This window comes from Streptomyces spinosisporus (assembly GCF_022698145.1).
In the GTDB taxonomy this organism is placed as follows: domain Bacteria; phylum Actinomycetota; class Actinomycetes; order Streptomycetales; family Streptomycetaceae; genus Streptomyces; species Streptomyces spinosisporus.
Genome location: NZ_JALDAX010000009.1, coordinates 210,792 through 222,129 on the forward strand (window position 1 = coordinate 210,792; position 11,338 = coordinate 222,129).

An 11,338-nucleotide genomic window follows, 5' to 3' on the forward strand; every position below is an offset into this window, starting at 1 on the left:
CGGCGCTTCACGCCGTGAAGCGGCCCGTGCGCTTGATCTCCGGGTAGTCGGTCGTCGCACCGTCCAGCTGCAGGGCCCGTACGAGACGGAGATGGTCCTGCGTGTTCACCACCCAGCCGATGATCCTCAGGTCCGCCTTGCGGGCCTGCTCGGTGATCTCCAGCGTCAGCCGGCGGATGTTGAGGCAGACGGTGGAGGCCCCGACCGCGACCGCGCGGTCCACGATGTCGGTGCCGTAGCGGCTGCCGATCAGCGCGGTCCGCACGCCGGGCACCAGCCTGGAGATCTCGGCGATCGCCTCGTCGTGGAAGGAGGACACCTCCACGCGGGCGACCAGGTCGCGTGTGAGCATGACCTCGGCCAGCGCCCTGGCCGCCTGTACGTCCTTGATCTCGGCCTGCAGCGGGGCGTTCACCGCGTCGAGGACCTCCTCGAAGACCGGCACGTGCTCCCCGCGGCCCGCGTCCAGGGCGCGCAGTTCCGAGAGGGTCTTCTCGGCGATCGGGCCGGTCCCGTCGGTCGTGCGGTCCACGTCGGTGTCGTGCATGACGACGAGGGCGCCGTCCTTGCTCAGATGCAGATCGAGTTCGATCACGTCGAGCCCGGCGTGCTGGGCGGCGACGAAGGAACGGAGGGTGTTCTCGGGTTCGACACCCATGACTCCGCGGTGACCGATGGTAAGGAAGTTCAAGGTTCAACTCGCTTCCGTCGACGGCGGCTCGGCTTCACGCGCGGCCGGAGCGGACGGCCACGCGGGCAGAGCCGCAGCCTAACGGCCCCGTCTCGCGATGAACCCGCTCGTACACAGGCGATTGGCGTGGTGCACGGGGCGAATCGGGCCTGTGCCGCCGGGTGCGGTCACCCTGGCGTGGGCGAGTCCTGCGGACATTGACCCCGGACTCCTACCCGCGGAGAGGGTGCGTGTACCCGGAACGGCGGCCTCTACCGCATCCGACAGAAAAAACTTCGGCGACCATGCGGTTGCACGGGATAATCTCCCGGGTCTCTCCTTGCTGAAAGGAAGCTCATATGTATACGGTCTCGATACGCGAGCTTCTCCCGTGGAGGATGGGACATGACGGAAATTCTTGTGCAGGCGGCTTCGGGGGAGCAGGTTCCTCCCGCGACCAGGGTGGTCGAGCACCCGGCGTGGCCGGTGCTCAAGGATGCCGTGGAAACGATCCGGCCCTGGCAGTCCAAGGACGGGTCGATCGACTTCGAGGCCGAGGGCGCCCCGCGGCGTGCGGACGCCGAGGCCGCCGTCGAGCGCGTCATCGAGGCCGTACGCGAACTCTCCCCGCTGCTCCCGCACGACGGCGACTACCACGAGGCCCTGACCAAGGACCTGCGCCGGTGGGCCGAGGGCGGCTTCGAGGTGCCCGACTTCCTCGACTCGCTGCTGGCCTTCCAACCCGCGGCGATGCGCGCGGACGGCCTCCAGCACCTGGTCGTCTTCCCCATGTACACGCAGAACGGCAACCCGGACCGCAACCTCGAAGCGGTCGTGCTGACCATGGTGTGGCCCGAGTGGCTGTCCGAGCTGGAGCGCACCCGCTACGACAACCCGCTGTTCTGCGGCATCAGGTTCGAGGACTTCACGGCCGGCTACGACACCAACTCCGCCGTCCTCTTCCCCGAGACCATCGCCGTGCGCGAGGCGCCGGAACGATTCTCCTGGGGTGGCATCTTCTGTGATCGCGAGGCCGCGCGCTTCCGCCGGGTCACCGAGGCCGCCGTCGACATCCTGGGCATCGAGCTGCCCGAGGACGTCGCCGCGATGGTCCACGACCAGAAGCGCTGCGAGGAGGCGTTCGTCCTGTGGGACATGGTCCACGACCGCACCCACAGCCACGGCGACCTGCCCTTCGACCCGTTCATGATCAAGCAGCGCCAGCCGTTCTGGATGTACGGCCTGGAGGAGCTGCGCTGCGACCTCACCGCCTTCAAGGAGGCCGTGAAGCTGGCGGCCGACGGCGTCCCGCAGGCCCGTGACGTGCAGTACGCGGTCCTCTTCGACCGGATGTTCCGCTTCCCGGTCACCGGCGAGCGCGTGCGCAACTACGACGGCCTCGGCGGCCAGCTGCTCTTCGCCTACCTGCACAAGCACGACGTGGTCCGCTGGACCGACAACAAGCTGTTCATCGACTGGCAGCGCGCCCCGCAGGTCACCAACCAGCTGTGCGCCGAGATCGAGAAGCTCTACCGCGACGGCATCGACCGCCCCAAGCTCGTGCACTGGTTCGCCGGATACGAGCTGGTCGCCACCTATCTCGCACCGCACCCCGGCTCCCGCTGGGCCAAGGGTCCGGACGCCCTCGACCTGACTCAGCCGCCGCGAAAACTGGTCGATGACGTGCTTCCCGACGAGTTTCCGCTGAGCATGTTCTATGAAGCCCTCTCCAAGAAGCTGAAGAACGTGATTGCCTCCACCAAGGGCATCACCGCGGAGAGCGCGGAAAGGGTCGCCGCGTGAGCGACCGCACCACCGGGAACGTGGCTCAGGAGGCGAAGACCATGGCGGGGAACGGAGCTCTCAGCGGTGCGGTGATCGCGGTCGCCGGCGGAGGCGGACCCGCCGGGCGGGAGGCCCTGCTCCGGCTCGCCGAGTCGGGTGCGACCGTCGTCGCCGCGGACAACGACCCGGTAAGGCTCGCGGAGGCCGTGGACGCGGCCCGCTATGCCTCGGGCGGCGCCACCGTCACCGGTGAGCCCGTCGACCTGCTCGACCTGGACGCCACCAAGGAGTGGGCCCAGCACATCGAGAAGGAGTTCGGCCGCGTCGACGGACTCGTCCATCTCGTCGGCGGCTGGCGCGGCAGCGAGACCTTCGTCAAGACCAGCCTCGACGACTGGGACTTCCTGGAGCTGCTGCTCATCCGGACCGTGCAGCACACCTCCCTCGCCTTCTCCGAGGCCCTGCAGCGCAGCGACCGCGGCCGCTACGTCCTGATCAGCGCGGCCGGCGCCAGCAAGCCGACCGCGGGGAACGCCGCGTACGCCGCCGCCAAGGCCGCGGCCGAGGCCTGGACGCTGGCCCTCGCCGACTTCTTCCGCAAGGCACAGGGCGCCGAAGGGCTCTCGTCGGCGGCTGCGATCCTGGTGGTGAAGGCGTTGGTGCACGACGCGATGCGCGCCGAGCGCCCCAACGCGAAGTTCGCGGGCTTCACGGACGTCAAGGACCTGGCCGAGGCCATCACCGACGTCTGGAGCAAGTCCGCCGCCGAAGTGAACGGAAAGCGTCTGTGGCTGACCGAGAAGCCGTGAACCCCCCAAGGACCGACGCGCGTCGTCATCACGACCCGGAGGTCCGCGGTTTCGCCAGTGACAACTACGCCGGGGCCCACCCGGAGGTGCTCGCCGCCCTCGCCCTGGCCAACGGCGGGCACCAGGTCGCGTACGGCGAGGACGACTACACCGAGAACCTCCAGAGCGTCGTCCGCAGCCACTTCGGTGCCACGGCGGAGGCGTTCCCCGTCTTCAACGGCACCGGCGCGAACGTCGTCGCGCTCCAGGCGGTCACCGACCGCTGGGGTGCGGTCATCTGCGCCGAGAGCGCGCACATCAACGTCGACGAGGGCGGGGCGCCGGAGCGCATGGGCGGCCTGAAGCTGCTGACCGTGCCCACGCCCGACGGCAAGCTCACGCCCGAGCTGATCGACCGGCAGGCGTACGGCTGGGAGGACGAGCACCGCGCCATGCCGCAGGCCGTCTCGATCACCCAGAGCACGGAGCTGGGCACGCTCTACACGCCGGACGAGATCCGGGCCATCTGCGAGCACGCCCACGCGCGGGGCATGAAGGTGCACCTGGACGGCTCCCGGATAGCCAACGCGGCCGCCTCCCTCGACGTCCCGATGCGGACGTTCACCAATGCCGTCGGCGTCGACATCCTCTCCCTGGGCGGGACGAAGAACGGCGCGCTGTTCGCCGAGGCGGTCGTCGTCCTCGACCCGGGTGCGGTCAGCCACATGAAGCATCTGCGCAAGCTGTCCATGCAGCTCGCCTCCAAGATGCGCTTCGTGTCGGTGCAGCTGGAGGCGCTGCTCGCCAAGGACCTGTGGCTGCGCAACGCCCGCCACTCCAACGAGATGGCCCAGCGCCTGGCCGAGGGCGTGCGCGCCGTGCACGGCGTGGAGATCCTCTACCCGGTACAGGCCAACGGCGTGTTCGCCAAGCTTCCGCACGAGGTGAGCGAGCGGCTGCAGAAGCGGTTCCGGTTCTACTTCTGGGACGAGAACGAGGGCGTCGTGCGCTGGATGTGCGCCTTCGACACGTCCGAGGACGACGTGGACGCGTTCGTGGCGGCCTTGAAGGAGGAGATGGCGCGCCAGTAGCCGTCCGGAAGGCTATGCATAGGTATGCGGTCAATCGAAAATTCATTGACTGTCGAGTGATCGCATTTCTATGCTCTGCGGGCATGGAGCTGATCCAGAACACCCCTGACCTGTCCGCGTATCTGGCCGCCGATGATGTCATCGACCATGAGCATCCGCTGGTGCGGAAAACGGCCGCGCGGCTCGCTGCCGAGGCGACGGACTCGTATGCCTATGCACGGCTCGCGTTCGAGTTCGTGCGCGACACGATCCCGCACTCGCAGGACTCCGGCGATCCGCGCGTCACCTGGCGCGCCTCCGACGTGCTGGAGCAGGGCACCGGCATCTGCTACGCCAAAGCGCACGCGCTGGCGGCCCTGCTGCGGGCCGAGGACATCCCGACCGGGTTCTGCTACCAGAAGCTGGACGTGGTGCACGGCCTGGTCGCCGTGCGGTTCAACGGCGCCTGGCATCGGCAGGACCCCCGCAGCAACAAGCCGGGCGTGGACGCCCGGTTCTCCCTCCAGGGTGAGCGGCTGGCCTTCACGCCCGACCCGGAGTCCAATGAGCTGGACTACCCGGTGTTGTACGCTGAACCCCACCCGACCGTACTGAGCGTTCTCCGGGCCGCCTCCGACCGGCCTCATCTCTGGAGGACGCTTCCCCGCGCACTCTGAGGCAAGGCGATGACTCTCTCCCTGACCGTGTCCGACGAGGTGCGCGCCCTCGCGCCCGGCTTCACCCACCTGGCGATCGAGGCGCACGGACTGACCAACGGGCCGAGCACGCCGGACAGTTCGGCGCTCCTCGACGACGCGGCCCGCCGTCTCGCCGTCCGCCTGGACGGCCGCGCCCCGCACGAGGACCCGCACATGGCGGCCTGGCGCGAGATCTACACGGCCTTCGGCTCCAAGCCGTCACGCACCCGCAACTCCGCGGAAGCCCTGGCCCGGCGAGCCCTGACGGATGCGGGGCTGCCCCGCATCAACCTCCTCGTCGACCTCTACAACGCGATCAGCGTCGCCCATCTGATCCCCGTCGGAGGCGAGGACATCGATCACATCGAGGGCGGCATGCGGCTCGTACGGGCCGCCGGGGACGAGGACTTCGTGACCGTGGCGGGCGGCGAGGAGGTCGTCGAGCACCCCGACGCCGGCGAGGTGGTCTGGCGCGACGGGACGGGCGTGACCTGCCGCCGCTGGAACTGGCGGCAGGGCCCGCGCACCCGTCTCACCGAGCGCACCGTCTCGGGCATCTTCCTGCTGGAGAGCCTGCCCCCGATGCCCGTCGCCGAGGTCGAGCAGGCGGGCGCCGAACTCGTCGGGCTCCTGGAGAAGTTCAGCCCCGGGGCACGGATCACCGTCCACACCCCGGAGTGACGATTCAGCGGGCCTCGGTCGCCTTCACCTGCTCCGGTGTCGGTGCCGTGCCGCCCAGGTGGGCCGGCATCCACCAGGTGTCGTCCGGGCCCTTGGGGCGTACGGGGTAGGCGCGCTGGGCGGCCTCCAGGAGCTCCTGGACCCGCTCGCGCAGCTGGCGGGTGATGGCGCCCGCGTACTTGTCCCTGGAGGCCTCGATCGCCTCGCCGACGCGGATGGTGATCGGGGTGTGGCTGCGCTTGAAGTTGCGCGGGTGGCCCTTGGTCCACAGCCGCTGCGTGCCCCACAGGGCCGCCGGGATCAGCGGGACGCCCGCCTCCTGGGCAAGACGGGCGGCGCCCGACTTGAAGCTCTTCAGGGTGAAGGACTGCGAGATGGTGGCCTCGGGGAAGACCCCGACGATCTCGCCGGACCGCAGGGAGTCCAGCGCGTGCGCGTACGCCTGCTCGCCCTGCTTGCGGTCCACCGGGATGTGCTTCATGCCGCGCATCAGCGGACCGGAGATCCGGTGCCGGAAGACCGACTCCTTGGCCATGAAGCGGACCAGACGCTTCTGGGGGAGCGCCGCGAAGCCGTCGAAGATGAAGTCGAGATAGCTGATGTGGTTGCTCACCAGCACCGCGCCGCCCGAGCGTGGGATGTTCTCCGAACCCTTGCAGTCGATCTTGAGATCCCACGCGCTGAACAGCGTCTTCGCGAGGCCGATGACGGGACGGTAAACAAGCTCAGCCATAAACGGGGCGGACCCTTCTGTCTGCCTGGGAAGGGGTTCTCCCGGCGGGAAGTTACGCAGCCGTAGGTTTACGGCATTGCGCAGATCGTGCCCCAAGTAACGAGCGGGTGGCCAGTCCTGGTGCCGGAGAGTGGCGAGATCCTCGTCACGTAGTGACGCGGCGTAGCACCAGGTACATCTCGCACCCCAGGCAGTACCCGAAGGCGGCGTTGAGGAACGCGGCGGCCAGCGCGGCGCCGGTCGCGGCGAGCCCCAGCCAGGCCGGGCCGAGCGTGAGACCGACCAGACCCACGCCGGCGAAGACCAGGCCCACGGCCTGAGCGAACCGCGGCGGCTCCGGCGGCTCGAACTCGCTCGGCGGCCCGAGCCGCGGGCGTACGGCCCTGCGGAACAGCCAGCCGTACGGCGACCGCCCGACCCCGCCCGCCGTGCCCAGCGCGAACGCCAGCGTCTGCCAGGCCAGCAGCCAGGCGCTGCCGGTGATCAGCACGACCGCCAGGACGACGGTCGTCACGGCCGCCCCGAAGCGCGGCCCCCTCACATCGATGTCCATGAATCAAGCATTCCGCAACGGAAACGATCCAGGGAGGCGGGAATCTTTGCAGTCTCATGAATGCTTGTGCAGGTGATGACCGGACTTGTGGTGTGCGTGGCGGTGCTCGTGGCGGCGAGCGCCTACGGAGTGTTGCATCGGCGGCGAAGCGGGAGGGTACGCGTGCGTGGGCGCGACGACGGCAAACGGCTCGGGCCGGTGGAACTGGGCGGCGAGCTGGGCGAGCGGGCGACCCTCGTGCAGTTCTCCAGCGCCTTCTGCGCGCCCTGCCGGGCCACCCGGAGGGTGCTCACCGAGGTGGCGGGCCTGGTGCCCGGGGTGACCCATGTGGAGATCGACGCCGAGGACCACCTGGACCTCGTACGCGAACTTGACATCCTCAAGACGCCGACCGTGCTGGTCCTGGACGCCGACGGCCGGGTCGTGCGGCGTGCCACCGGTCAGCCGCGCAAGGCCGACGTCATCGCGGCCCTGGGCGAGGCGGTCTGACGGCCGTGGTCGGCGGGGTGAGGCATCTCCCAGATGCCGGAACGTACTTGACTGTGTGCGCCACGTATCGTCAGCCTGACCGTATGCCCAAGGAAATCCTTCTCTTCGGGCGGGCCCATGTCGACCTGGCCCGCACCGCGAGCGCGCGCTGTCCGGACTGTTGAGCAGCCACGGACCAGCTTGCCCCTCTCCCCAGAAGGACAACTCCATGACGGCCACGCCCGATCTCGGCACCCGTGCCCCTCAGCTCGCCTCTCCCGACCTTCTGCGCTCCGTCTTCCGTCGGCACGCCGCGGGGGTCGCCGTGATCACGGCGCGTGGCGCGTCGGGCCCGGTCGGCTTCACCGCCACCTCACTCACCTCGGTCTCCGCGGAGCCTCCGCTGCTCTCCTTCGGCATCAGCACCGGGGCGTCGAGCTGGCCCGCGATCTCCTCGGCCGACCATGTGGGCGTCCACATACTCGGCGAGCACCAGCAGGAGCTGGCCGCCACCTTCGCGCGCAGCGGCGCCGACCGCTTCGGTGCTCCCACGAGCTGGCGCGAGGGACCCGAAGGGGTTCCCGTACTCGACGACGTCCTGGCCTGGCTGGTGTGCCGGGTGGTCGGACGGGTGCCCGCCGCTGACCAGCGCATCGTGGTGGCCGAGGTCGTGCTGGGCGACCCCGAGGGTCCCGGCCGCCCCCTGCTCTACCACCAGGGTCGCTTCAACGGCCTGCGGGACTGAGGCCCGCGGCACTCCGGCTCGCGTGACCTCCACGGCTCCCGCTGCGAACAGGTCGAGTTCCGATTACGCTGCGTTGCAAAGGTCACAGTTCAAAGCGCTTGCTTAGCGGGAACCTTATGGGTGTACTGGCGAGTAATATTTCGCTCGGAGCGCTGGTCGCCCCGATCGGGATCGGCCGCTTGAGGCGCCTATGCTGCCTGAAAGTAGACAGCACCGAAATGACGATTGCAGTAGGAGAGCCGGCGTGAGCTTGAGGATCGTTGTCACTGTGAAGTACGTGCCCGACGCCACTGGCGACCGGCACTTCGCCGATGACCTGACCGTCGACCGGGACGACGTGGACGGTCTGCTCTCCGAGCTCGACGAGTACGCGGTCGAGCAGGCGCTGCAGATCTCCGAGAACTCCGATGACGACGTCGAGGTCACCGTCCTGACCATCGGCCCGGAGGACGCCAAGGACGCGCTGCGCAAGGCGCTGTCGATGGGCGCGGACAAGGCCATCCACGTCGAGGACGACGACCTGCACGGCACCGACGCCATCGGCACCTCCCTGGTGCTGGCCAAGGCGATCGAGAAGGCCGGCTACGACCTGGTCGTCTCCGGCATGGCCTCCACCGACGGCACCATGGGCGTCGTGCCCGCCCTGGTCGCCGAGCGCCTGGGCGTGCCGCAGGTGACGCTGCTGTCCGAGGTCTCCGTCGAGGACGGCACCGTCAAGGGCCGCCGCGACGGCGACAGCGCCACCGAGCAGCTCGAGGCCTCGCTCCCCGCGGTCGTGTCGGTCACCGACCAGTCGGGCGAGGCCCGTTACCCGTCCTTCAAGGGCATCATGGCGGCGAAGAAGAAGCCGGTTCAGTCCTGGGACCTGTCCGACCTGGAGATCGACGCCGACGAGGTCGGTCTCGCCGGCGCCTGGACCAAGGTCGAGACCGCGACCGAGCGTCCGGCCCGCACCGCGGGCACGATCGTCAAGGACGAGGGCGAGGGCGGCAAGCAGCTCGCCGAGTTCCTCGCGAGCCAGAAGTTCATCTGAGCCGCGCGGCTCAACTCGCTCACCGCCCTTAAGACTTCGCACATCCGCAAGGAGTTTTCTTCCCATGGCTGAAGTTCTCGTCTACGTCGATCACGTGGACGGTGCCGTCCGCAAGCCCACCCTGGAGCTGCTGACGCTCGCCCGCCGCGTCGGCGAGCCGGTCGCCGTCGCGCTCGGCAACGGCGCGGGTGACACCGCCGCCACGCTCGCCGAGCACGGCGCCGTCAAGGTCCTCACGCACGAGGCGTCCGAGTACGCCGACTATCTGGTCGTCCCGAAGGTCGACGCCCTGCAGGCCGCCGTCGAGTCTGTGTCCGCCGCGGGCTCCCTGGCCGCCGTCCTGGTCCCGTCCTCCGCCGAGGGCAAGGAGATCGCCGCCCGCCTGGCGCTGCGCATCGGCTCCGGCATCATCACCGACGCCGTCGACCTGGAGGCCGGCGACGAGGGCCCGGTGGCCACCCAGTCGGTGTTCGCCGCGTCCTACACCACCAAGTCCCGCATCTCCAAGGGCACCCCGGTCATCACCGTCAAGCCCAACTCCGCCGCGGTGGAGGCCGCTCCGGCCGCCGGTGCGGTCGAGGCGCTGACCGTGTCCTTCTCGGACAAGGCGACCGGCACCAAGGTCACCGGCCGCACCCCGCGCGAGTCGACCGGGCGTCCGGAGCTGACCGAGGCCGCGATCGTGGTCTCCGGTGGCCGTGGCGTCAACGGCGCGGAGAACTTCGCGATCATCGAGGCCCTCGCCGACTCCCTCGGTGCCGCTGTCGGTGCCTCGCGTGCCGCGGTGGACGCCGGCTGGTACCCGCACACCAACCAGGTCGGCCAGACCGGCAAGTCGGTCTCCCCGCAGCTGTACATCGCCTCCGGCATCTCCGGCGCGATCCAGCACCGGGCCGGCATGCAGACCTCGAAGACCATCGTCGCCATCAACAAGGACGCCGAGGCCCCGATCTTCGAGCTGGTCGACTACGGCGTCGTCGGCGACCTCTTCGACGTCGTCCCCGCCCTGACCGAAGAGGTCAAGGCCCGCAAGGGCTGACCGCCGCACGGCTCGGCGAGGCCCCCGCGACCGCACGAACGGTTGCGGGGGCCTCGCGTCTTTCCGTGCCGAGCTGATCCGCAGGACTGGCTCTCGCCGCGTCCGGCGCCGCGCTCCTCAGGCCAGGCTGATCGATGCCTGTACCGGCAGGTGGTCGCTGGGGTACTGGCCGTGCTCGGAGTAGGTGTCGATCGTCGCCCGGTGCACCGTCGCCCACGGATTGGTGAGGATCCAGTCGATGCGGTCGCCGTCCGGCGTGAGGCCCTGGTAGCCGTGGAACGTGCCGTAGGCGGGGCTGCGCCGCTCCGCCGCGTCCCAGGTGTCGACGAGCCCCGAGCCCACCAGCGTGTCGTAGACGGGGTTGCGGTGCGCGGGCACGTTGAAGTCGCCCGTCACCACCACCGGCAGCGAGCGGTCGAGCATGCCGATCCGCTCGGTCAGCAGCTGGGCGCTGCGCTCGCGGGCGTACTGGCCGGCGTGGTCGAAGTGCGTGTTCAGGACATAGAACTGCCGCCCGCCGTCGGCACGATCACGGAAACGCACCCAGGTGACGATGCGCGGGAAGGCGGCTCTCCAGGTGTTGGAGCGGATGATCTCCGGGGTGTCGGAGAGCCAGAAGGTGTAGTGCTCCAGCGGGGTCAGACGCCGGGTGTCGTAGTAGACGGCCGTGGACTCGTCGCGGCTGCCGCCTTCGCGGCCGGTGCCGATCCACTCGTAGTCCGGGCCGAGGTCGGCATCGATGTCGCGCAGTTGCTGGTACAACCCCTCCTGCGTTCCGATGACATGAGGGTGCGCACGGCGCAGTAACGCGCGCATGACGGGTCTGCGCTCGGGCCAGCTGTTCGGTCTCTTGGTACTGGCGAAGCGCAGGTTGAAGGTCATGACCTCCAGCCGGGGTGCCAGCGGCGCCCGCGCCGAGGCGGAGGCCGACGGCGCCGGTGAGCCCGACACCGGGGACGCGGACGAGACGGAGATCGCGGCCGCGCTGGACAGCGGCACGGTGACCGCCGCGGCCAGCACCGCCTTCATACCCAGGCGGCGGGTGACTCGGTGATGGTTCGGCACGGAGACTCCT

The 11,338-nt window shown here is 69.5% G+C and carries 13 protein-coding genes; 9 read left to right on the forward strand and 4 right to left on the reverse strand.

Annotation, left to right across the window (positions count from 1 at the left end):
• Positions 1–7: 7 nt before the first annotated feature.
• A complete protein-coding gene (locus MQN93_RS24080; protein WP_242711219.1) occupies positions 8–691 on the reverse strand; it encodes a glycerophosphodiester phosphodiesterase in 684 nt (227 codons plus the stop codon).
• A 384-nt stretch (positions 692–1,075) separates the two neighbouring features.
• On the opposite strand from MQN93_RS24080, the gene MQN93_RS24085 reads away from it, so the two are divergent.
• The 5 genes from MQN93_RS24085 to MQN93_RS24105 all read left to right on the forward strand — a co-directional run bounded on the left by MQN93_RS24085 (position 1,076) and on the right by MQN93_RS24105 (position 5,692).
• Complete coding sequence (locus tag MQN93_RS24085) at positions 1,076–2,473, forward strand: DUF6421 family protein (RefSeq protein WP_242711220.1); 1,398 nt, start codon at positions 1,076–1,078, stop codon at positions 2,471–2,473.
• Between the two features lie 41 nt (positions 2,474–2,514).
• A complete protein-coding gene (locus MQN93_RS24090) occupies positions 2,515–3,264 on the forward strand; it encodes an SDR family NAD(P)-dependent oxidoreductase (protein ID WP_016433678.1) in 750 nt (249 codons plus the stop codon).
• Positions 3,261–4,334, forward strand: a complete 1,074-nt coding sequence (locus MQN93_RS24095; protein WP_242711221.1) for a threonine aldolase family protein — start codon at positions 3,261–3,263, stop codon at positions 4,332–4,334. The genes MQN93_RS24090 and MQN93_RS24095 overlap by 4 nt, the downstream gene beginning before the upstream one ends.
• 83 nt (positions 4,335–4,417) lie before the next feature.
• On the forward strand, positions 4,418–4,990 hold the full coding sequence (locus MQN93_RS24100) for a transglutaminase domain-containing protein (RefSeq protein WP_242711222.1): 573 nt from the start codon (positions 4,418–4,420) through the stop codon (positions 4,988–4,990).
• Between the two features lie 9 nt (positions 4,991–4,999).
• Entirely contained in the window at positions 5,000–5,692 is a 693-nt protein-coding gene (locus MQN93_RS24105; protein ID WP_242711223.1) for a B3/B4 domain-containing protein, read from the forward strand.
• Positions 5,693–5,696: 4 nt separating this feature from the next.
• Here MQN93_RS24105 and MQN93_RS24110 read toward each other — a convergent pair whose 3' ends face one another.
• Both MQN93_RS24110 and MQN93_RS24115 read right to left on the reverse strand, forming a co-directional pair.
• Positions 5,697–6,425, reverse strand: coding sequence for a lysophospholipid acyltransferase family protein (locus MQN93_RS24110; protein WP_016433675.1), 729 nt, complete (start codon positions 6,423–6,425; stop codon positions 5,697–5,699).
• Positions 6,426–6,570: 145 nt separating this feature from the next.
• Entirely contained in the window at positions 6,571–6,978 is a 408-nt protein-coding gene (locus tag MQN93_RS24115) for a DUF4395 domain-containing protein (RefSeq protein WP_242711224.1), read from the reverse strand.
• Between the two features lie 75 nt (positions 6,979–7,053).
• On the opposite strand from MQN93_RS24115, the gene MQN93_RS24120 reads away from it, so the two are divergent.
• The 4 genes from MQN93_RS24120 (at position 7,054) to MQN93_RS24135 (ending at position 10,263) form a co-directional block, all read left to right on the forward strand.
• A complete protein-coding gene (locus tag MQN93_RS24120) occupies positions 7,054–7,467 on the forward strand; it encodes a TlpA family protein disulfide reductase (RefSeq protein WP_242711321.1) in 414 nt (137 codons plus the stop codon).
• 208 nt (positions 7,468–7,675) lie between these two features.
• Complete coding sequence (locus MQN93_RS24125; RefSeq protein WP_016433672.1) at positions 7,676–8,191, forward strand: flavin reductase family protein; 516 nt, start codon at positions 7,676–7,678, stop codon at positions 8,189–8,191.
• 244 nt (positions 8,192–8,435) lie between these two features.
• Positions 8,436–9,224, forward strand: a complete 789-nt coding sequence (locus MQN93_RS24130) for an electron transfer flavoprotein subunit beta/FixA family protein (RefSeq protein ID WP_242711225.1) — start codon at positions 8,436–8,438, stop codon at positions 9,222–9,224.
• 64 nt (positions 9,225–9,288) lie between these two features.
• Positions 9,289–10,263: an electron transfer flavoprotein subunit alpha/FixB family protein gene (locus tag MQN93_RS24135; protein WP_242711226.1), complete on the forward strand. Its 975-nt coding sequence runs from the start codon at positions 9,289–9,291 to the stop codon at positions 10,261–10,263.
• A 117-nt stretch (positions 10,264–10,380) separates the two neighbouring features.
• Here the strand turns inward: MQN93_RS24135 and MQN93_RS24140 are convergent, their stop codons facing one another.
• Entirely contained in the window at positions 10,381–11,328 is a 948-nt protein-coding gene (locus tag MQN93_RS24140) for an endonuclease/exonuclease/phosphatase family protein (RefSeq protein ID WP_242711227.1), read from the reverse strand.
• Positions 11,329–11,338: the final 10 nt, after the last annotated feature.